Origin of the sequence: Sphingobacterium sp. UBA1897, assembly GCF_002337775.1 — a bacterium.
Classification (GTDB): domain Bacteria; phylum Bacteroidota; class Bacteroidia; order Sphingobacteriales; family Sphingobacteriaceae; genus Sphingobacterium; species Sphingobacterium siyangense.
On record NZ_DDGR01000011.1, the window covers coordinates 1 to 22544 of the forward strand.

Here is a 22544-nt window from a genome sequence, read left to right on the forward strand (position 1 = left end):
AAAGACATTATGAACCATCATGAGTGTATTGAAAGGACACTCATGATAGCTTTATCATCAAATAAAAAACAAATAATTTCGATAAAAAACTTTAGTAAAAACATTCGCAGCAGCAGCCCTAATCGCATTATCAACATGTGCTATGGCAGCTGATGGACCTAGAACAACAGCAACAAAAACAAACGTTAACCTTTCCACAGCAGATTTCGCTTTAGAGCACTATGTTGCGGTAACTACGGAAGGAGAATCAGCAGGAGTAGAGCAGTTATTCGCAGAAGATTTCAACCAAAAGATCCAAGCTACCAGTGCGCAGTCTAACAGCCGTAGCGAAGTGGTTAAATCCTTGAAAAAACAAAAAGGCGAAAAGCTAAACTGTACAGTAAGCACAGCTATCATCGAGGAATCTGCAGACTATATGGTGGCTAAAGTGACTTTGAAATTTGAGAATTTTACCAAGACTGATCTGGTTACTTTGGAGCGCGAGGGTAACAGCTGGAAAGTTTCGAAATCAATCAATTCGTATAAATAAAATCTAATAGCTAGTAATCTGCCAGATCGAGTGGAGGACAGGCCACTACTGAAATCATCTATTTAAGTTTAGTTTAAAAGCCGCGTCGAGAGATGTGGCTTTTTTGATATATCAATTATGGAACTTTTAAATTAACTTTAGGTATTCACCATTCATGCTGAGATTTCGTGCAAATAGCGTGTGGTTGCTAGATTATAGTAATTATGACAGAAAAGTATACGCGATGGGATCCGATAATGGATCTACCAAATAATCCGTTTTTTTATGAAATGTATTTTAAAAAAGGGAAACAGGTTGTCTTATTAAAACAATCTGATCTCGTTGATAGGTGTTTAAAAATAGAATTTAACAATCCATTAGCCTATAGAATAGTGATTGAATCAGGACGAATGAAAACTTTGGATAATCCCTCAATATATACATTTTGTAAAACAGATGCTTCAAAATTTCTTGAATGGTTTGATGAGGAGAGTTATGGAATCTTTGATGACTTACTGAAGTATCATTATATGGTATGTACTAGTGATAATATAATTGATGTAATTACTCTTCAAGATCCTGAAGTTTCCTGGATTAACCTTTAATCGGACTGGGCTTATGATAAGAACTGATAATGGTACTGGTATTGTCCTCTAAATCTTCAGTGACAAGCCTTCTATGAACAGGAAATAAAATAGGATTAGAACCTCAAGATTCGTAACTATGGCTGATCATATTGTGAAAAAATAGAGCGATCAGTTACCTAGATTATTGGGGGTAAAAAAGAATAAGTAATGGATATTAAAAAGCACCTACTGGCGTTAAAAAGTTTTGAAGATTCTTTAGCCCAAGCATTAAATCAACTTCAGCGTGAAGTTGGTAATGACCTGTCGTTTTTGGAAAATTTTGATCAATTGAATAATTGCTATAAAATGGATTCAAGGTCAAGTCAGCTATTATTGAGAGCTATGCAATTATCCAAATCTGAGGATATATATTCAAGTTTCGAATTATCAGATATCGAAAAGGCCTATGATTTCATGCTCGAAACGAATATTAATAATTTAAATATTTGGGTTGATGCGATCTATTTTAATGAAATTGTTATAGATAATAAAAGAAAAAGTGAGCTATTGAAAACTCGATTTTATTCTCTATTAGCTAATTTCAAAAATGAAATTGAAAATTTGGATAGGTAGTCAGGTTGGCCCTGTAGGACTAACATCAGCGGCCCCATATTGAATTTGGACGAAAAAGTAATAGAAACAAAATTTAGATACTACACGATGAAAGATAAATATGAAAAATGGGCTATTGATTTATCCCTTCCTCAAGATTTATTTTTTTATAAAATGTATGTGGAATACAGTGAAATAGTTATTCTTTTAAAAAACTTAGTTGATCACACTCAAATTCTCGAAATAAAATTTGAGTATTTTGTTTCGTATAAAGTTACGATCGACTTGGCGCTAATGAAGATGGTTAACGAGAACGACGATTTTCGGGGATTTGCAAGATCTACATGCTCGGCTTATTTGGATTCAGTTATTGAGGGCAGCTATGATATTTTAGAAAGAAAAAATATTGAACATTTCGTTATTTATAATTTAGAAAATGCAATTGAGGTGCTTTCGGATGAACCTGCTACATTTCGCTGGTTAAGTAAGGAAGAGGTAACCGTCTGTGATGTCTCAAAAACCTAAAATATGAAACGACTTATATATGTATTGTTTCCCGTATTGTTGGGCTGCGGAAACAGTAGTAAAGAAAATAGCCAATATGACAAGGTGATGATTTTCTCTTCGGATACGTCCTATGTAAACGATATTTCATGGCAGATGGATGATTTGTTAAGCGGTTTCTACCAGGATAGTTCGAATTTTTCAATTGGTCGTGCAAAAACAATGAAAGCGAGCCGGGTAGCGGATATTCTTCACGATCTAGACCATCTAAAAATAACGTATTATGCAAGAAAAAATCCTTATATAAAAGAATTCAATTTCTGTAAAAAATGACAAATTATTTTTTTTAAACAGGAGATACAGCAATGTGCTATCTGTATTGACACTACTTCCATGTTAATGTCTGTAAAAGATTCTATTTTTAAAATTGAGAGCAATAGGTTTTATAACAATGTATCATTAAAAGATTTTTATCCTCTTCAAGCTTTAGGTCAAAAGCATTATAGTAGTCGGATGATCACTATTCAAGAGTAGGGATTGAGATATCTTCTTCTATGGTAAAGGATCTTCTTATTAGGCGCTGAATTGCATATAACATAAAATTTAGCTTATGATACATTATTTGAAAATTGGTTTAATTTGTTTTTTATTTACAGCCTGCTCAGGAAATATGGTTATAACGAAAAAGGCTATCGGGGTGCTGGAAAAAGTTCATATGGATCAATTAATCTATTTCAATAATATGGATAAAAAGGACGATTATGCAAGTATTATCTATTTTGGAAAGCAAGGTCGAAATATATTGGCAAAAGAGGCTTTCGATGTGATTTCATCAGATCGTTTTACGATTTTAGAGGGATTTAATCTTGCTTGGGGAGATTATGTTGGGTTAATCTGGAATGATCGAGCAGCCTATAGTTATCATCGGCAGGCTGGTAGTAAAAAACTTCACATTGTTAAATTGTTGCTTAGTAACACTGATCTGGAAAAGGCTAATGTGGAGATATCCTCTCATATTGTTGAAAAGGTAAAGAACTGGAACACTCAATATATTCGTAATCTTAAAAATCAAGTTGGTATGGGAATATCGGACGGATTTTGTTTTATGGCTACAAGGGTTGATATGAATCGTGCGGATAAGAATCAAATAGAAACGATTTCTTTTGAGGAATTTTAACCTTTTTAATGCAGGTTTCGCTTTAGCGTGCTATGTTTGAATGGAATAGGATCAATTGATTATGGCAGAAAAGTATTATTACCAACTTTATTTAGAAATTGTTTTAAGAGGAGCGGATTACGTTTTTGGCTTCATGAATGTTTCTCATATTCCTTATGAAAAATTTTATGAGCTTTTTCAGGATCAGGTGACAACTGAAACCTTCTTATTTGAAGATGTCAGTTATTTTATAGATGAGGAACTGTATCAGAAGAATAAGGGTTTTCTGAATAAGGAAAACCAAATTAGATATTCAAGAAAAGTCTTTTTAGTTTGATCATATTATTAAAAATAAAGAGATTAAAATATGAAATATTTATTGGTTATTCTTACAAGTGTTCGAAGTGATTTTTATTAAGAAGTGTAGTGAATTTTTGCAAAGCTTATTATTCTCATTTTTCAAAGACTGTACACCGATTTTTTTACGATCAAAAGGGAAGAATGATTTGCTAAATTCAGTCAGGTTTACGCCCCCATAAAAATGGTTGTTTTTTCAATTGCTGTTCATATTGTTCTTTGCTGATGAAGGGCCATAGATCGTGATCTCCTGTATTCTTAAATTTTTCAAACTGTACTTTCCATTCATTTAATTTCACGTTATAATGTTGCCCCAAGCTTAGGATAGTAAATAACAAGTCTTTAAATGAAAACCGTATTAGTGGATTTATACGATCAAAGTAAGGCCATTCGTACTCTAAATTTGAATTTAAGAATAAAATAATCCGAGCAATGTTTTTTAGTTCTTCATCAGCGAGTTGGTGTTTATCTGTAAGTTTATGATTTCCTAAGTCGCTATATAAGCACCAGCTTAATTCGAGCATTGGCCTTATAATAGGGTCATCAAGTTTCGCTTGTTTTGAGGAATAATATTGTTCAGGAAGATAACCAAAAGATACATTGTCTTGCATTTCCTCTTCAAACTCATCATTGCTAATACGCCCGATGACTAAATGTCTTAGGTGATATGCAAGCATCTTTCTGCGTTCTAGGTCGACCATATCATCATGTTTTTATAAAGATAACAGAAATTGATAATATAGTTATAACTATTATTTAAGTAACTATCTTTCAATTTTAGTCAACTTTATACTGTCGCTATCATCTCTAAATTTATACAGATATCCTTTTTTGATGATGAACTCAGTTGTGTCTGTTGACAGATAGTATTTATCTCCTTTTTTAATGAATTTCCCCGATAAAAATTCACTTGATGAACCAGGTCTGCTACTTTCACTGATACTAAAAGTGTTTTCGAGCTTCCAATGTGTAATCGTGTAGGTCTCATTTTTCAATTTAAAGGTCCAGCTTTCAAGCCTATTATTTTGGTATCTATCAATTCCTTTCCCAAATAAGTATGACATTAATATTCCAGAAATAATTGAATTAACTATGAAAAGGGCAACAAATTCCTTTTTCGTGAAGTATAAAATCAACGCTATAATCAAATTCAAGATGACTACAAGCGGAATAAGTATTAAAATTCCAATAGAAATGCTTGGATCAGGGTTCACCTGTCTAACCCATATCCAAATAATTACAAAATCAATTATCGTCAATAAAATTACTCTAATCAAAAATTTCATTTTTTTAACTAATTTGGTTTCCTTTGGTTCTTACAAACTTCTAATTAAGGTTTTGAGATTCTGCGTACATCCAGGATTTCAAAGCCGGAACACGCTATTATTACTAAAGATCAAGTGATAACTACTGTTTTAAACAGCTGGCCACGAAATGAATATTCCAGTAGTTTAATGTTTAAATTCTCTTCATGAAAATACTAATTATGTTTAGATTTACGATGATAGCTTTTGTCTTGTTAAGCGTATGTTCGAAAAATCAAAAAATAGCGTTTATTAGTAAGTTATACTGTTCTGTTATTAAAACGGCTTCCACTTCTAGCGACATAAAGATTGCTGCAAGAACATTTAGAATTGTTTAGTGATGAAATTTATCTACAAAAATTCATTAATCCTAGCGAGTTTTCAGCAGAAAACGGGTAAAAGGATCTTCATTATATAAATTCGTAAATAGCTAGTTCGAGCATATATTTTAAAATATTTTTAATCAACAAATGATATAAAGGTAGCGAGATTGTTATCTTTCAATTAAATTCGTAATTATGAGTCATCGTAAGAAAGATCGTATGGTCCAAGATCTTATTAGTCGGGGGCAAAATATTATCAGTAATAACTTTAGACAAATGAATCACAGATATCTTTTAGTACTACTTTTTCTCACAGTATGCCAATTGGCCTCGGCCCAATTTGCAAAAATCATTGACAAAGACGGCTATGTAAATGTGAGGCAACAAGCTACAGTGAATAGCGTGGTTGTTTCAAAAATTGCTGCTGATGAAATTGTTTATGCATTTCCTGATGAAAAGTTTGGCGATTGGGTAATTGTTGATTATACAGACAAAAGAAATAAGAGCATTACTGGGTATGTACACCATTCAAGAATTAAATATATCGAATCTTATAAGCAGATCCCTACTGTATTTTCTGATGAAGGCACAGCAAAATTTATGGCAAAAGATATAACCGTGCAAATAAATTCAGATCGTTTCGATTATGAAAAAAATAAAGGTGATTTTTCATCGACTCAATATGATGGCTATACCGTTGTAGACAAATTTAGAGGGCAGCAGATCTGGGGAACAGATGGCGAAATCCCTACAAGCCATTACACCTCTATTCAAGCTACTATAAAGGGAAGATTTATTCAGATCCCGGCAAAGGAAATTGAGAACCTATTTAATGTAAACAACGAGTTTGCAACATGCTACTATGATGACTCAAATGATATTTTATACATCAATACTGTTAACGGCGATGGGGCTGGTGGGTATGCAGTTTTATTTGAGATTAAAAAAGGTCAATATAATGCACGAGTGGTAACAATGCCATTTTAGCAATAGCAATAATCGTAAAATTACTCTTGTTTGGCTTTTACCTCCCAAAATCGTATTTCATAGAGCAACCGTTATATGAAGATTTTAAAGTTTTTTTTGAAGAATCTATTCCTTTTCGTTTTGATTTCACATTATTTGAATATAGCGTGGGTTTCGCATCAGTGAATGTAGATCGTTATAAAAAAGATTATTACTATACAATGCCACCGATGCTAAAGTAAGCGATCCATCAAGTAGTTCTTCACAGAAGAACTCGTTTTATGGCAATTGGACATATGGGAAATTAGAGGGAACTAAAAAACTTCTACAACCTAATGTTCTATTAGGTTGTAGAAGTTATAACGATTAGATATATTTCTTTTTCTTAGTCTTAGATACTTCTTCGACACGAGACAGTTGTTGTGCAAAAAACACCCATAAAAAAGGAAATAAAAACATTAGTATAATACTCAAAAAAGGTATTCTCCCTTTTGATTTAGCTATTTGAACGACCACTACTATATAACTAATAAGCCAAAATAAAGCTATTAATATCAAAGAAAATTTCATTTTTAAAAGTTTTATAATTAAAAATAATCAAAAATTTAATTATAAGCAAGTGTATGCAGCCGCTGCTAACATACTCGTGTGCCACTTTGGGAAATGTGGCTTTTTTTCTTTTGCCATATCGAAACGATGCATCGTACAAGATATGGAGACTATTGCAACATCGAAAAGAAAGAAGATCACTAAAATAGCTCGCTAGGAATGTGGGGTTTTCGTAAATTATTTTCCGTTTAAAATAACGCAATCGATTGATTTGATTTAATATTTTAATATTCGGTAATGTATATATAACTTGAAGTGTAAATGTGCATTCTGGTGACGCTAGTTAGTATGATTTGTAATTTTTTAACCAAACGAAACGCTTAATTTATGGGTAAATCTGCTCTTTTTAAAGGTAAAAATAGTGATCTAAATTATACTTGTGCATTTTTGCTAGATCCTATTACGGTGACGTATACTAAAATAGATGTTAATCCTACATCGGACCAAATAAAAACAGCCTATCAAAACTGCTATAATCCTCTTCAAGTGAATCCGTTTTAATTATGAAAATACTATTTTACCCACTGTTTTTTTTATTATTTCAATTTACCGTTCATGCTCAGGTCAAACCGGTGGCATTCGATATGAAGATCATGTATAAGTTTACTTATCAGAACGATAGTACATCCAGTGTTTCGCGGAAAAGTATTTTTACACAATTGACGATCGGTGAGCAAGAAAGTCATTTTCAGACCCTGTCAAAATTTAGAGCTGATTCAGCATTGGCACTCAAACATGGCAGTAATATGCTTTTCTACAGTTATGGTCGTATAGCACCCAATAATTTTTTAATTGTAAAACGGGGAGATGTCATTTCCACTTACGATCCTATAAACGGGGTGGGGTTTAGTGGAAATAATGAGTTGTCCTACTACGAGGAAAATAAGACGGATATGCAATGGGAAATACACCCGGACACTGCTCATATTCACCATTTTGTTTGTCAAAAAGCGACGACGGACTGGGGCGGGCGAAAATGGATCGCGTGGTTCACCGTGGATATACCGATTTCAGATGGTCCGTATAAGTTTTGTGGACTACCCGGTTTAGTGTTATCCATATCAGATCAGGATAAATATTTCACATTCGATATGGTCTCCATAAGCAAAGTAAACAGTGTATCGGCCACTTTCGATCAATTACGCCCAGACCTTATTATCCAAAAGACAACAAAAGCTAATTTTTATAAGGAAAGGCAAAAATTAAGGGATAATATGATTGAATATGCGCTGTTGACCGGAGCTATATTATCTGACGAAAGTAAAATAAATATCCGTGCAGAAATGAAAACAGATAATAACCCTATCGAGCGGCAATAATGAGATGTGCAAACAGACGCTATGCTAGCTAAACTTTTTTTCACCATCATATTTATCTGGATAGGTGGCCATTCCTTTGCGCAAACCATTATTACAGGCAAATTACTCGACGAAAATCAAAAACCGATCGCCAATGTCACTGTGTCTTATAAAAAAATCGGTTCTGCAGCCTTGTTGAACTTTTCAAAAAGTGACGCTAGTGGAGCCTTCAAACTTACTGTTAAAGTTAGCGATGTAGATTCACTACAGTTGGATTTTAATCATCTCAGTTATGCCAAACGTAGCGTACATGTTGCCAATGCGACTGCAAACTATGCTTATATTTTAAAAAGTGAGGTGCGGAAAATACAAGAGGTAAAGGTGTCGGATGTGCCAGTGTACAAAAAAAAAGATACGATCAATTATAATGTAGCTTCTTTTACAGGAACGCAAGATCGTGTAATAGGTGATATCATCAAAAAGCTTCCGGGCGTAGAGATGCGTAACGGTCAGATCTTTTACCAAGGCGAACCTATTCAACAGTATCGGGTCAATGGATTGGACATGATGGGCGGACGTTACGGGCTTATCAATCAAAATCTTCCAGCAGATGCGGTTATGAAAGTCCAGATCCTTGAAAATCATCAACCCATCAAAATGTTGGATAAGTTGGTCTTTTCCAACCGCGCCACCCTTAATTTACAGCTTAAGAAATTTACCACAACAGGTACCGGTAAACTAGGTCTTGGAGCAGCTCCTGCGCTTTGGGATGCTAATATTACGCCAATGACATTTGCCAAGACCTTTCAAATGCTCAATTCATTTCAGACGAACAATGTTGGTGATGATGTGTCACAGCAGTTAAAACCATTCTATTCAGGTACTGGTTATTTTACAGCGCGATCTCGCTTTTCAGATGGATCGTCCTATCTCTCCATTCGGGAGGTAGCCACTCCGGGTTTCGATCAGAAAAAATGGTTGAACAACCAGATCTTTTTAATGAGTAGCAATATGATTCAAAAGTTAAAGAACGGTTTGGAAGTCAAAGGTAATTTTTCTTATTTCCACGATAATCGAAAATTGCAAGGAACAACGTCGACACAATATTTTACAAACAACGAAGTGATCCACAACCAGGAGGTGGTGGACAATCGCTATGGTATCGATGAGTTGAATATTGGGATGCTGGTCGAAAAGAACGAGTCAAACGTTTTTTTTAGTAACAGTACCAATTATCGTAAACATTGGAACAACAGTGCCGGTAATATTCTTTTTAATGAAGACATCCCTATACAGCAGGACAAAAAGTTCTCAGACGAAGCCTTTCTCAATTCCTTTTCACTCGGCCGTTTTATAGGCAAGCAGTTGGTCAATATCACGTCTACTTTAGAGTGGCACAGTACACCTCAACGTCTTACGGTCAATCCCGGTCAGTTTGAATCGTTGCTCAACGGCGGGATGCCCTATGATCAGATGGGACAGATCGTTCGTTTTAAGAGCTTTAATTTTGAAAATGGCCTGAGTTTATCGCGCAAGATCAAAACATGGACTTTTTCACCTAGCATCAATCTGAATTACAACAACAGTACGTTAAACAGCTATATCGAGCTGCATGATCAGCATGATATTCGCGTCCTGGATACTGGTTATTTCAATGCTATGAATAGCGCGCAGATGCAGCTGCGGATGGCGCTCCAAATTGGGAAAGAAGTGCGCAAGTTTAAATACAGTTTCAATCTACCGTTCAGTCAATATTACTATAATGTCAAACAGCAAGGCATACAGCGTCTGAAAAATGAATTGCGGAGCAGTTGGAATCCCTCTGCTTCGATGAGCTATCTGTTTAACGGGAAAAATACGATCAGTACAAATCTGAGTGTAGGTCGAAATTTTGGTGGACTCGACAATTTCTACAATGGTTACATCATTAGTCAGTATCGCAGTATCCAAAAGTATGATGCACGCTTACTCAAGAATGAAGAGCTGCGTACAGGAATACATTATGCGTATAAAAACACCTTGAAGGCAAGCTTTGCCAATCTGAGTTATAATTTTAGAAAAAGTTGGCGTGACTATATGTTCAGTACAGTATTGGACAGTATGGGACGTAGCTCGACCAGTATTATTAATCAAAATGCACAGAGTTTATCGCATGGGATCAGTGGTGGACTTTCCAAACTATTTGTCCGTATCAAAACTGTAGCAAAGTTAAACGGTAATTTCAGTTGGAGTAATTCAGATTATTTGCTGAATGAGCAGTTGGTGAAGCAACATGTAAACAGTCAGTCGTTCACACTTGAGCTGATCAATTCGTCTTCAGCGTTAATTTCTGGAGATTACCGGGTTGCCATGGGGCGGACCCACAATAGATTGGCTGCTGGGCAGCGCAATGAGCTGTTATATAACAATCATTTTTTTAATCTGGTAATTTCGCCCCATGATCGACATTTGATCACCTTGTCCAATTCATTATATGCAAATAATGTCAAGGCACAAAAAAGTCAGTATTTTATGGACGCAACTTATCGGTTCAGGCTAAGCCATTGGCGTACCGATTTAGAGCTGACAGCAACCAATATCTTGGATAATAAAAACTATCTGCAGCAATTTTCCTCAGATTATGAGCTTATACAGAGTTATTTCGAACTCAGGCCAAGACAGTTTTTGATTGCAATGCGATTTAAAATCTAGTGTTTAACTCCCAAAGAATTTGTTAACTTAAGGCTCTCAAATGACCTTTGATAATTTAGCTAATTTCTATCTTCCAGTGAGGTGGTCGATGGACCTGTTTTCAAGTTATACAACGTACAAATCAATAAATGTTTAAGAAGTGAAAATTAATAAAAAAGTTGTTCCAACTATTTATATTCTGACCTATGTTTGTTTGATCGTGATGAATTTTATTGCGATAGAGCACCAGGCAATTAAAGGATGTTTTAGTCAGTTATTGGCTGATTTTTTTCATTTAGGGCAAAAATTTGATGGCTTTCAAATTTTTAGAATATATCTTTTTGGGAATCCATGGATATTGGGATTATTCTATTATGGCTTTAAAATTAAGTGGATAGTATATTGTTTTATTGCCAGTAATATCTTAATTTTTGTATCGCTATTGCAATGTTATATGAAATTAACTTAATACACCTGTCAGTTATTTTACTTCTTTGATGAAATTACTGCTACAATGGAATATTAGATCTAAACTGCGAGATGATTAAGAAACATTTGTTTTCAGATAATAATATTTTAGTACCCTTATTTTAAAAGTGTGATAATTGTAATTGGTAGTTTGGTTATATTAGGTTTATGGTAAAAAGATCAGTCTTAGAAAAACTATCCAATAAGGACCTGTTGCGGTATACTTCAGAAGATACCCGATCAGTCCCTGAAGCTATAGAAATGGCTTTCGACATTCTCAAAAAAAGGGGCTATTTTTTTTCCGAAACAGAAATTGTTAAGATAAATCAACTTATAGCATCAAGGAAAAAAGAGGAACCTGATTACAAATCCCTTAACACATGGGATATTGATGAAGATGCTGAAAAAGCTTCCGTCAGTTTCTATTCTCAAAAAGCAATATGGTATTTTAGTATACTATTCGGATTATTTACAGGCGCTATATTGTTAGCGATTAACTTATTCACATTATCCAAGAAAAAAGAAGCATGGGCAACACTCCTATTTGGATTTGGTTATACCCTAGCGTTAATTTTAGTATACAATGAATTTAAAGATTATTTTGATCAGAGTAGATTCACTGGTATTTTGTTGTATGGAATAGGTGCCGCCATATTGCAGTTTGGGTTTTGGGATCAATATTTGAAAGGAATAAAGTATAAGAAGAGAAGCATCATTGCTCCACTTATGATCTGTTTAGTTGGTGTTGGTTTAATTATATTACGTATCATAATATTCTTGAGTTGATTCTCCGCAATAATATTGAAAGACCCTATGGTTTTTCAAAGGCCAATGTTGTTATCTTGAGAAGTATACCTTACTTCTTACTTACTTACTTACTTACTTAATGCCTTGACGATGGCCATGCCTATGGCCTTGGCTGATTGAGGATTTTGGCCAGTGATCAATCTGCCGTCAATGGTGACATGCGACTGCCAAGGCTCTGATTTTTCATAAATCCCACCTATAGCTTTTAGTTTATCTTCTAGTAGAAAGGGAACAACATTGCTGAGCTTTACAAGCTCTTCTTCTTCATTGCTAAAGCCATTGACTTTTTTCCCTTTTATCAAATATTCACCGGATTTCAGTTTGATATTGATCAAGCCAGCAGGACCATGACACACAGCTGCGACAACGCCGTTTGCTTCGTATATCTTGCTTGCAATCTTTGCGATTGTCGAATCGAAAGGCAGATCCCACATCGCACCATGTCCTCCGGCATAGAAAATGGCTTTATAATCTTCCGGTTTTACCTGAGAAGGTTTAAGGGAATGGGTGATTTTATTGTGGTAGTATTTATCCTCCCAGAATTTTTTGTTAACAGGATCAGTCAGGTCAAATCCATCCACAGGTGGATTCCCTCCCTGTGGACTAAGGAAATCAATCTCATATCCAGCCGCTGTTAAAACCTCCCAGGGATGTGAGACTTCCCCGAGATAATAACCTGTTTTCTCGCCTGTATTACCTTTTGTATCGTGACTAGTTACTACAAATAGAATTTTCGGTTTTCGATTTGTTGCATAGCAATGGGGTACTATTAGGGTGAATAAAGTCAAAAATAGTCCTATTTGTATAAAGAGTTGTTTTGCTTTCATATCGTTGAGATTTTCTTTTTGTTGGAACAAATCTCTCGATTTCATATCGTAATTTAACGTGACCTACATCACATAATTAAAATTCACCTTCCCATTTCCGCCATTCACCGAGTTTTCCTAATCGTTAGTCTAAAGCCGATAGGCTAGGGGCCTATTGTGTCGTAGTTTTGAGTCAACAAATAAGAACAAAAACCATCATGAGCATCGATGGAAATGCTCATAATAGCTTCATCACAATTGAAGAACAAATTATTTAGATGAAAAACTAACACTATAAAATAAAGACATTATGAAAGCATTAGTAAAAACATTCACAGCAGCAGCTTTAATCGCAGTATCTACTTTCGCTATGGCAGCTGAAGGACCTGGAGCAAAAGCAACAAAAGCAAACGTTAACCTTTCCACCGCTGATTTCGCTTTAGAGCACTATGTTGCAGTAACGACTGGGGGCGAATCAGCAGGCGTAGAGCAGTTATTTGCAGCTGATTTTAATCAAAAGATCCAAACTACCAATGCGTTGTCTAACAGCCGTAGCGAAGTGGTTAAATCCTTCAAAAAACAAAAAGGAGAGAAGCTAAACTGTACAGTAAGCACAGATATTTTAGAAGAATCCGCAGATTATATGATCGCTAAAGTGACTTTGAAATTTGAGGATTTCACCAAGACTGATCTTGTCACTCTGGAGCGTGTGGGTAATGACTGGAAAGTATCCAAATCAATCAATTCGTATAAATAAGAGCCAATAACTAGTGGTTTACAAATAATAAAAGACATACCACTAGTGAATCATCTATTTAAGTTTAGTTTAGAAGCCAGGTCGTGAAATCTGGCTTTTTTACGTCAAAAGGGCCTGATTCTCATCAGACCCTTTCTCTTAGCGTTTATTTGTACAGTAATTTTTATGTTTCCTATCGTTTCCTCTTTTTTGTTTCGTCATCCAATGTTTTTAAAGACTATTGGATTTTCACTGTACGACGCCAATTTTTATATTTAAACTTTCCTTCGAAAGGAATTTTGTAGCCGTTTTGTATTGTAAGAACAATAGTCGTTTACAAATAGTTTTAATAGCGTATTTTTTTAATACTTTTAGCTGAGTTCAATGAGAGAATAAAATGAAACGTATCAATCTAAAAGCGAGAATAAAACGGAATATGTTGGATACGTTATCGGCAGAAAACTATAGAGATGAGCATAGTGAAATAAAATGCGAGCGTTTGGGTAATGAATACCCAAGTTATGAATGCTTTATGGAACACTATGCTATTACTTGAATTGTAGATACTATTATTAGAGAAAATAAAAATGAGTTTAAATGAATTAACATTTTATCTAGCTGTAGCAACATTGGGCATTAGTTTACTTTTGTTACATCGTTATATTGCTGTTAAAAGAGCTCTTAGAACAGATATCGAAATTTATCTTTGGGATAATGATTATACCTTACTAAGATATGATTATAAATTTAAAGGAAGAAAAGACAGTTTTCAATATAAGCCATATCTCGAACACGGATATAAAAGTGGCTGTATTTTTCTAGATTTATATGTAGAGGATTCAAAAGGTCATAAAAAGCTAATAGAAACTAAAATTTCTATTGATTTCATTAATATTCAATCTGTAGAATTTCGTGAAGTATAAGGCTTTAGATGGCAAATAAATATGTAGCATAATTGTTAACTTAGATTGTAGCTGTTTTGGTGCTAATAAATACACAGTTCATTCCAAAGTATGCTATAAAATCTTCCAAATCAATCGATTCGTATAAATAAGAGCCAGCCCTAACAAATAGATAAGTTGTGAAGCAACTTCGAGAGATGTGGCTTCAATTTTTTGCGTATCATTGTATGTCGATGGATAATAGGCGATCAATTTTGAATTGAGCATATGGTAAAATATACTATCAAGTGGCTAACCGATAGATTTGAAAATGGAGATAGCTTCAAATTTCTTTTCTTTTGGGGACATACAGCTAAGCATAATCAGGAAGTTGGAAAATTTGTTTTCAGTCAATGGTATGAGAGTCCGTTTACAGTAGATAATATTACCTATAGGACTGCGGAACATTGGATGATGGCCCAAAAAGCATTGCTTTTTGATGATAAGAAGAATTTTGAGAAAATCATCAACTGTATTAAACCGGGTGAGGTCAAAGAGTTGGGAAGGCAAGTTGTAGGCTATGATGATCAGATTTGGAATGAACGCAAATTTGAGATTGTTAGGAACGGAAATATTCATAAGTTTAATCAATATTGGGCGTTGGCGGAATATCTGTTAAAAACAGAAAATAGAGTTCTTGTTGAGGCAAGCCCCGTTGATGCCATATGGGGTATTGGACTTGCACAAGATGACGTCGATATTGAAAACATCTATTGTTGGCGCGGTCAAAATTTATTAGGCTTTGCATTGATGGAAGTACGAGATTTTCTAGGTCAATTTGGGCAATTTCAAGCACTTCAAAACGCTATGCCACCGCCTTGGTCGAAGTTTTCCGATAAGGACAGTAGGGATATGTTTTGGAGAATGGGATTGGGTGAGGAATATTTGAGCGAATTCGGTACTTATTATGATAATCTGTCTGAAAGGGAACAAACGATATATCAACTGACCTATCCTCCTCCTTATTCATGGATGGATTTTTATTAGCTCAAAATAGGAATGTCCCCATTTCATGAAAAGATTGATCAAGCTATTTTGACATGCCGAATTTAGCCAATTACATTATACATAAAATTAAATCGAACAATTCGGGTAGACTTTGCTGTTTCGTTATGCCATGTTTTTAACGTTTATTGGATCACTGTACGACGCTAATTTTTATGTTAAACCTTTCTTTCGAAAGGTAGCTTGTCACCGCTTCAGCATGCCACACCTACCTTCCACCTGAATAAGCTATAAAGTAGCGAAACACTTCAAATGAATCAGATCCATGAGGTTTGTGGAAAATTATATAATTAGAATTTTGCTCGTCATTCTTTTTGTTTTCTCCAGATGACAGTGTGAGGTTTTGCTCAAGTGCAACGGCTTTTCCGTGCCCGAATAATTTTATTGCAGATTCCTTAAGGTCGGGAAGTAGATCGCTATGTGCAGACAGGTACTTTTTAAGTTTGTCATTGTATGCTTCCTGCTCGGCCTCCGAAAAACCTTCGGATATAAAGAGATTACTTTTCGCGTTTGCGATTTCTCGCAGAAACTCATCCGTATGTCCTGACAGCAAAAATTTACGTAGTTGATCATATTTTGCTAATACTTCCACCTGTAGCTTATTTTGATTCATTTCTGAAAGATCCTGGGAATTGTTCAGACTTGTGACCGAAGTTGGCGCTTCTGCTTCAAAATCCCAGGTATGCGTATAAGCATCTAGCGGTTTTTCAAGCGCTGGAAATTCAAGTTTTTTGATCTCCTTAATATTACCATAATCTTTATTTTCAAGCAGGTAGATCCCTGTGTTTCTACTTATTTCATTGAGCATATCAGAAGTTATCGATTTTTGGCTCTTATTTGACGAGATCCTGATTTTCACCTCCTGTATTCCACTGGAAAAAATGTACTGATTCAACTTGTAAGGGCCAGGGATACCATTGTTCTCCTGTGAATGGGCAATAAGAAAATCATTTAAATATATTTCATAGTCTATATTTCTTATTTCGTGATTGAGCATATAAGATTTCATAGGAAGTTTTCCCTCCGTGTCGGTTTGGTCATTTTTTTTAATGTCACTTTTACCATTTTTTTCATTACTGCAGCATACAAACACGAATGCACAAAAAGCGATTGTCAATATAAAGTATCTCATCATTCTAATTCAACATTATTATTTTAAAATGAATTTACGGTTATTTCAAAACTTTTTGAAATCAATTCTTCTGCCAGTGAAATAATATGTAATGCTGCGCTGGGTTTTGAATGTAATAAGTTTAGGGAAATTTATCGCTATGAGCTGAGTAATTAAAAAGTAGCAAATGAAATAAAAGTAACGAAATTATCAGCTTTCAGTTTAAATTTGTATACAGTACCTCAATTAAAGAAGATAAAATGATCGAAGACCTTATTAAGCTGAGGGCAAAATATTATTAGTAATAACTTTATACCAAATGAATCACAGATATCTTTTAGTACTACTTTTTCTCACAGTATGCCAATTGGCCTCGGCCCAATTTGCAAAAATCATTGATAAAGACGGCTATGTAAATGTGAGGAAACAAGCTACAGTGAATAGTGCGGTTGTTTCAAAAATTGCTGCTGATGAAATTGTTTATGCATTTCCTGATGACCAGTTCGGCGATTGGGTAATTGTAGATTATACAGACAAAAGCAACAAGAGTATCACTGGCTATGTACACCATTCAAGAATTAAATATATCGAATCCTATAAGCAGATCCCTACTGTATTTTCTGATGAAGGCACAGCAAAATTTATGGCAAAAGATATAACCGTGCAAATAAATTCAGATAGTTCCGATTATGAAAAAAATAAAGGTGATTTTTCATCGACTCAATATGATGGCTATACCGTTGTAGACAAATTTAGAGAGCAGCAGGTCTGGGGAACAGGTGGCGAAATCCCTACAAGCCATTATACCTCCATTGAAGCTACTATAAAGGGAAGATTTATCCAGATCCCGGCAAGGGAAATTGAAAGCCTATTTGATGTAAACAACGAGTTTGCAACATGCTACTATGATGACTCAAATGATATTTTATATATCAGTACTGTTAACGGCGATGGGGCTGGTGGGTATGCAGTTTTATTTGAGATTAAAAAAGGTACATATAATGCACGAGTTGTAACCATGCCATTTTAGCAATAACGATAACGGTAAATTTACCGAGTTTTCCTGACCGTTGTCTAAAGTTCATGGAGGCTGCGCTACTATGAGGAGCGCATAGGATTTTGACTATACTGCTGTTACATTTAATAAGTTGAAACCGAACTCTCCAGCCTTTTTGAAAAATAACTAACTTTGTCCAGGAGTATTAGTAGATACATACAAGCATGCTAGAATGGTGAAAATAATGGTCGTAGAAGACAATGAACGCGTTGCTTCGAGTGTGAAAAAAGGATTAGCAAGTCAGGGCTACCTGGTCAATGTTTTTGGTGATGCGGAATCAGCGATCAAAGAAGCCAAATCTGTTGACTATGATTTACTTCTCATAGACATCATGTTACCAAGAATGAATGGGATTGAGCTCAGTAAACAGATGCGTGCGGCTTACCCGAGGATCCCAATCATCATGCTCACAGCATTGGGCAGTATTGATGAAAAAATATCTGGTTTTGATGCGGGAGCCGATGATTATATGGTGAAACCTTTTGAAATACGTGAACTTTTTGCACGTATCGCTGTCTTGCTCAAGCGGCACAGGGAAATCAGTGAAGAAGAGATTCAGGGGATGCTGACCTATGATCGTATCAGTATTGATCTCCGGAGTAAGCAGGTTCATAGTCAGGGTCAACTTATCAAGTTGACTCCCAAAGAGTTTGATCTCCTCCACTTCTTTTTGAAACATAGGGAGACCATGCTCAGCAAGGATGAAATAGCACGTAATGTATGGAGCAAAAACTTTGATACCGGAACAAACTATATTGATGTATATATCAATTATTTGCGTAAAAAAATAGACCGGGATTTTTCACCTAAATTGATTCATACGAAATCCGGACATGGATTTATTTTATCCAATAAAGAATGAAGATTGTCAATAGAACTTCCTGGGTATTTACGCTCTCTTCGGCTATCATCTTGTTTCTATTCGCCTATGCGGTTTATTTCTTTTCGGAATTAAATCGGCAGGAAGAATTTGTGGATCGGCTGCGCTATAAGATCATCTGGCGCGCAGAATTTATTTTTGATGCACAGGTGCAGGAACATCAGATAAGAAGAATTCATGAACAAAATAAAAAGCTGATCAACGAAGCCCAGATTACTGTTTTCGATCAGCAGAATAGGGTTGTTTTTTCCGATATAGGCGAACCGACGTATCCCGATGTTAAATTGGAATCTTTCAAAACGTCTAATTTTTTTACATGGGAGCAAGGCAAAGAACTGTATATGGGCTTAAACTATCAATTTGAGGGTAAGCCTTTTTTCTTGATCGGACATGCGTACGATGTAACGGGTTTTGCACATATGGAACGGCTGAAAAATATTTTGATAACGATTTATATCGTTGCCCTATTTTTTATTTTTTTCTCTTCATTTCTATTTGCACGTTATATTCTTAAGCCAATCAATTACATTATACATCAGATCAAGGATGTGTCCGAACATAACTTGAGCACGCGTGTCTCCTATAGTAATGCAAAAGATGAGCTCTCAGAACTTATCGAAACATTCAACAATACGTTCAATCGGTTGGAAAAATCTTTCAATAACCAGCGCCATTTTGTATCCATTATTTCACACGAGTTTAGAACACCTTTGGCAGCTATGATCGCCGAACTGGAATTGGCGCAGCAGCTGAATACCAATGTGGATGAGTATTTTAACTCTATTGATAGGGCATTGCTCGATGCGAAGGAGGCTACGGTACTTTCGACAGCCTTGCTGGATTTTGCCCGGGCAAACTACGATAGTTCGCAGGTAAATTTTGAAGAAATCAGACTGGATGAAATACTGCTTGAAGCAAAGTTAGTGGTCTTAGAGAAAAATAAAGACTATCGGGTAAGCATCTCTTTTGATGCTAATGCTGCAATCGACGAAGAGGAAATCTTGGTATCTGCAAATGCCTACCTCTTGAAAGTGGCCTTTGCTAATCTGATCGAGAATGCTTGTAAATATAGTGCCGATCGGCATGCCCAGGTACTGCTCTCCAGAAATAAAACCGTAGCGAAGGTGCAGGTAATAGATCATGGTATCGGAATAGACAGCAAGGATATCCCGCATATCTTTGATTTGTTTTACCGTGTGGCGGGTACGCCTTCAAAAGAGGGACATGGCATCGGTCTCTCAATTGTTCAGCGAATTATTGAGATGCATCAGGGTAACGTAGCGGTTAATTCAACTCTCCATGTAGGGACTGTGTTTTCAGTCGAACTTAAACTGGCCTATCCAAAGGAGCTTGAATAAGCTAAAAATTCTAATGGTTTTCTAATAATATCACCTCCATATTCAGCCTAATTTTGACTTATCAAAAAAACAAAATTAGGTTGAATCATGAATAGAAAACAGCTTACCTTGGCATTGTTCCTCAGTTTGGGACTAGGTAGCGCAGAGCTCGCCGAGGCGCAAACCAATGATTTTGGAAATCCAAAACTTACTCATTTCTTAAATAAGGAGCATACACGTTATATCAGCTTCAGCGGATACGCTGAGCTGTGGGCGAGATATAGCCAGCTCAATCCGGGAAGCTTGGTAAACAACGAGTCCGTTTCGAATGTATCTGATCTTTCTTTGCGGCGTATTAGGGCAAAGATGACTTATAAGCCTACCGAAAATTTACTGTTTGTATTACAGATGGGGCCTACTAACGTAAACGTCAACAGCAAGACTAATACGTATATGGATCTCTTGGATGCCTATGCGGAATATAGTTTCAGCCCCAAATTTGCGATCGGTGGCGGCCGTTCGACTTGGCGCGGTCTTTCCCGTTTTACAACAGGACCGCTCAATACGCTGCTTTACGACTTGCCCCTGTATGCGACATCCAATACTGGAGCTACTGATATGGTCGTGCGTGAAATGAGCATCTATGCAAAAGGGCAGCTTGGAAAATTTGACTATCGGGTGGTACTGGCTGATCCATATTCCGCCGCCAGTGCTGATCCAAAATTAAATAAAGCCACCTTCAGCAAAAATGAAGCACGCAAAGATGTGTCAGGTTACTTCCGCTACGCATTTCACGATAAAGAAAGTAACGAAACGCCATTCAATTCGGGTACATACCTCGGTAAAAAAGATGTGCTCAGCATAGGGGCTGGATTTGAGTATATGCACAATGCCCTTTGGCATCTGGATGAACGGCAGATGACCAAAAATGACGATATGCGCAATTTTGCAGCGGATATCATCTATGACGCGCCCATCGACAAAGAGAAAGGAACTTCGATTAGTGCCTATGGTATGGCCATGCACAGCGATTATGGTCCTAACTATCTCCGCTTTGCAGGGACAAACAACCCCGCGACAGGTATCGATGCGGCCAATGCAAGCCTGAATGGTGCGGGAAATAGCTTGCCAAATGCTGGCACGGGAAATACATTTTACGCACAGGTCGGCGGTACACTCCCTTATTTCAATCCATCCAAACATAATTTACAGCTGCAGCCAGCGGTTTCTGTACAAGTAGGGGACTACAAGGCATTGAAAGACAAAAGTCTAATTTATGATGCAGGTATCTCGCTACTGATGCACGGTAATAGCAGCCGGCTGACTTTTGATGCGCAAAATCGTCCGATCTATAATTTAAATGCTGCGGATCAAGCTGTGGTAACAGATCACAAGTGGGCATTTGTGCTTAAATATAGAATTGATTTTAATTAAATAGCAATAACATGAAAAGAAAAGATTTTATCCTTACACTAGGTACTGCTGGCGTAATGAGCTTTGCGGCCACCTCACTGATGGCAAAAGAGAAAAAAGCGAAAACAAAAAAAGTGTATTTCCACTATTTGCTTTTTTGGCTAAAACCTGATTTGTCTGCTGAACAGGTAGAAGAGTTTAAACAGTTTTTTGAAGGTCTTAAAAAGCTTCCCTATGTCAAAAATGTACGTTATGGCAAGCCAGCTGCTTCTTCCCCAAGAGCGGTATTGGACAACTCGTTTACCTACAATGCGTCCATGGAATTTGCGACATTGGAGGAACTAGAGGCTTATGGTAAACTGCCGGGACATCTCGCCCTTGTCGCTAAATACAAACCTTATTTTGAACGGATGATGGTGCACGACACGGTTTATGAATTCTAAAATTAAAACAACAAAATAATAATTTCAAACATTACAAAATGAAAATGATATCCAAACTAACTATTGCTTGCGTATTGGCAGCATCAAGCTTAACCGCTGTGAAAGCGCAAGAAGGTCATGGAAAAATTAAGGAGGTCAACGTGGAAGCCGAAGGTAAAATGCCTGCAGTGCGATTGATCAACAATCCGGATGGAACCTGCTCGTTTCAAAAAGGCTTTATTCCAACATTGAAACACGCCAATACGAGTACATTTTGGACAAGCAATAAAACAGAAGAATGGGAGAAAAACGCTCATCCAGCTCCAAGAAGACAATACGTGGTTACGCTGAAAGGTAAAATCAAATTTAAAGTCAGCGATGGTTCAACTTTTTTAATTGAACCTGGAACGATTCTTTTGGCTGAAGATTTGAAAGGTACTGGGCATAGCTGGGAAATGGTTCATTCAAAAAGCTGGGAAAGATTGTATATCCCTATCAATGAGGGGGCTGATGATCTTTTCGTAACAAAAAATAACTAACATTTATGTTGTGCCGCAGTCTGACCTGTGGCACAACATTGCCAGTAATTTTTCTTTTTTCCTATCGTTTCCTCTTTTTTGTTTCGTCATCCAATGTTTTTAAAGACTATTGGATTTTCACTGTACGACGCCAATTTTTATGTTGAACC

General features: G+C 36.1%; 24 protein-coding genes. 20 read left to right on the forward strand and 4 right to left on the reverse strand.

The genetic code is table 11. The features are described 5' to 3' along the window. The first annotated feature begins 142 nt into the window (after positions 1-142). The 7 genes from B4N43_RS07430 (at position 143) to B4N43_RS07460 (ending at position 3683) form a co-directional block, all read left to right on the forward strand. On the forward strand, positions 143-529 hold the full coding sequence (locus B4N43_RS07430; RefSeq protein ID WP_112373553.1) for a nuclear transport factor 2 family protein: 387 nt from the start codon (positions 143-145) through the stop codon (positions 527-529). Between the two features lie 203 nt (positions 530-732). Further along, complete coding sequence (locus B4N43_RS07435; protein ID WP_112373552.1) at positions 733-1113, forward strand: hypothetical protein; 381 nt, start codon at positions 733-735, stop codon at positions 1111-1113. Positions 1114-1302: 189 nt separating this feature from the next. Beyond that, positions 1303-1707, forward strand: a complete 405-nt coding sequence (locus B4N43_RS07440; RefSeq protein ID WP_145327746.1) for a hypothetical protein — start codon at positions 1303-1305, stop codon at positions 1705-1707. 87 nt (positions 1708-1794) lie between these two features. Beyond that, positions 1795-2211, forward strand: coding sequence for a hypothetical protein (locus tag B4N43_RS07445; RefSeq protein ID WP_204990805.1), 417 nt, complete (start codon positions 1795-1797; stop codon positions 2209-2211). Positions 2212-2214: 3 nt separating this feature from the next. Next, complete coding sequence (locus B4N43_RS07450; RefSeq protein ID WP_286733872.1) at positions 2215-2523, forward strand: hypothetical protein; 309 nt, start codon at positions 2215-2217, stop codon at positions 2521-2523. A gap of 289 nt (positions 2524-2812) precedes the next feature. After that, entirely contained in the window at positions 2813-3367 is a 555-nt protein-coding gene (locus tag B4N43_RS07455; protein ID WP_146752983.1) for a hypothetical protein, read from the forward strand. Positions 3368-3428: 61 nt separating this feature from the next. Then, entirely contained in the window at positions 3429-3683 is a 255-nt protein-coding gene (locus tag B4N43_RS07460) for a hypothetical protein (RefSeq protein WP_112373547.1), read from the forward strand. Between the two features lie 178 nt (positions 3684-3861). Here the strand turns inward: B4N43_RS07460 and B4N43_RS07465 are convergent, their stop codons facing one another. Both B4N43_RS07465 and B4N43_RS07470 read right to left on the reverse strand, forming a co-directional pair. After that, positions 3862-4404 carry a hypothetical protein gene (locus B4N43_RS07465; RefSeq protein WP_112373546.1) on the reverse strand — a complete coding sequence of 181 codons (543 nt, stop codon included), beginning with the start codon at positions 4402-4404 and terminating at the stop codon, positions 3862-3864. A 63-nt stretch (positions 4405-4467) separates the two neighbouring features. Then, positions 4468-4989 carry a hypothetical protein gene (locus tag B4N43_RS07470; RefSeq protein ID WP_112373545.1) on the reverse strand — a complete coding sequence of 174 codons (522 nt, stop codon included), beginning with the start codon at positions 4987-4989 and terminating at the stop codon, positions 4468-4470. 536 nt (positions 4990-5525) lie between these two features. Between B4N43_RS07470 and B4N43_RS07475 the strand changes: the two genes are divergently transcribed. From B4N43_RS07475 to B4N43_RS07490, 4 genes are all read left to right on the forward strand, one after another. After that, positions 5526-6317 carry a hypothetical protein gene (locus B4N43_RS07475; RefSeq protein WP_204990803.1) on the forward strand — a complete coding sequence of 264 codons (792 nt, stop codon included), beginning with the start codon at positions 5526-5528 and terminating at the stop codon, positions 6315-6317. Positions 6318-7408: 1091 nt separating this feature from the next. Continuing rightward, the gene (locus B4N43_RS07480) at positions 7409-8224 is read left to right on the forward strand and encodes a GLPGLI family protein (RefSeq protein ID WP_112373541.1); all 816 of its coding nucleotides are present in this window, start codon (positions 7409-7411) and stop codon (positions 8222-8224) included. Between the two features lie 21 nt (positions 8225-8245). Further along, complete coding sequence (locus tag B4N43_RS07485; protein WP_286733878.1) at positions 8246-10894, forward strand: hypothetical protein; 2649 nt, start codon at positions 8246-8248, stop codon at positions 10892-10894. 615 nt (positions 10895-11509) lie between these two features. Beyond that, on the forward strand, positions 11510-12127 hold the full coding sequence (locus B4N43_RS07490) for a hypothetical protein (protein ID WP_286733881.1): 618 nt from the start codon (positions 11510-11512) through the stop codon (positions 12125-12127). Between the two features lie 89 nt (positions 12128-12216). On the opposite strand, the gene B4N43_RS07495 is transcribed toward B4N43_RS07490, so the two are convergent. Further along, the gene (locus B4N43_RS07495; protein ID WP_239468732.1) at positions 12217-13020 is read right to left on the reverse strand and encodes a type 1 glutamine amidotransferase domain-containing protein; all 804 of its coding nucleotides are present in this window, start codon (positions 13018-13020) and stop codon (positions 12217-12219) included. Between the two features lie 244 nt (positions 13021-13264). Here B4N43_RS07495 and B4N43_RS07500 point away from each other — a divergent pair, with 244 nt between their 5' ends. From B4N43_RS07500 to B4N43_RS07510, 3 genes are all read left to right on the forward strand, one after another. Then, positions 13265-13711 (forward strand): nuclear transport factor 2 family protein, encoded by a 447-nt coding sequence (locus tag B4N43_RS07500; RefSeq protein WP_112373538.1) that lies wholly within the window; start codon positions 13265-13267, stop codon positions 13709-13711. Positions 13712-14277: 566 nt separating this feature from the next. Continuing rightward, a complete protein-coding gene (locus B4N43_RS07505) occupies positions 14278-14613 on the forward strand; it encodes a hypothetical protein (RefSeq protein ID WP_204990801.1) in 336 nt (111 codons plus the stop codon). Between the two features lie 246 nt (positions 14614-14859). After that, positions 14860-15618, forward strand: coding sequence for an NADAR family protein (locus B4N43_RS07510; RefSeq protein ID WP_112373535.1), 759 nt, complete (start codon positions 14860-14862; stop codon positions 15616-15618). Positions 15619-15844: 226 nt separating this feature from the next. Here B4N43_RS07510 and B4N43_RS07515 read toward each other — a convergent pair whose 3' ends face one another. Next, positions 15845-16771 carry a hypothetical protein gene (locus B4N43_RS07515; protein WP_112373534.1) on the reverse strand — a complete coding sequence of 309 codons (927 nt, stop codon included), beginning with the start codon at positions 16769-16771 and terminating at the stop codon, positions 15845-15847. A gap of 295 nt (positions 16772-17066) precedes the next feature. Here B4N43_RS07515 and B4N43_RS07520 point away from each other — a divergent pair, with 295 nt between their 5' ends. The 6 genes from B4N43_RS07520 to B4N43_RS07545 all read left to right on the forward strand — a co-directional run bounded on the left by B4N43_RS07520 (position 17067) and on the right by B4N43_RS07545 (position 22395). After that, positions 17067-17777: an SH3 domain-containing protein gene (locus tag B4N43_RS07520; RefSeq protein WP_146752979.1), complete on the forward strand. Its 711-nt coding sequence runs from the start codon at positions 17067-17069 to the stop codon at positions 17775-17777. Positions 17778-17976: 199 nt separating this feature from the next. Then, positions 17977-18666: a response regulator transcription factor gene (locus tag B4N43_RS07525; protein ID WP_286733884.1), complete on the forward strand. Its 690-nt coding sequence runs from the start codon at positions 17977-17979 to the stop codon at positions 18664-18666. After that, entirely contained in the window at positions 18663-20042 is a 1380-nt protein-coding gene (locus B4N43_RS07530) for a sensor histidine kinase (RefSeq protein ID WP_112373531.1), read from the forward strand. The genes B4N43_RS07525 and B4N43_RS07530 overlap by 4 nt, the downstream gene beginning before the upstream one ends. An 87-nt stretch (positions 20043-20129) precedes the next feature. Next, a complete protein-coding gene (locus B4N43_RS07535) occupies positions 20130-21455 on the forward strand; it encodes a hypothetical protein (RefSeq protein WP_112373530.1) in 1326 nt (441 codons plus the stop codon). Between the two features lie 11 nt (positions 21456-21466). Beyond that, on the forward strand, positions 21467-21877 hold the full coding sequence (locus tag B4N43_RS07540; protein WP_070565284.1) for a Dabb family protein: 411 nt from the start codon (positions 21467-21469) through the stop codon (positions 21875-21877). Positions 21878-21915: 38 nt separating this feature from the next. Continuing rightward, positions 21916-22395 (forward strand): hypothetical protein, encoded by a 480-nt coding sequence (locus B4N43_RS07545; RefSeq protein ID WP_239468731.1) that lies wholly within the window; start codon positions 21916-21918, stop codon positions 22393-22395. Positions 22396-22544 lie beyond the last annotated feature (149 nt).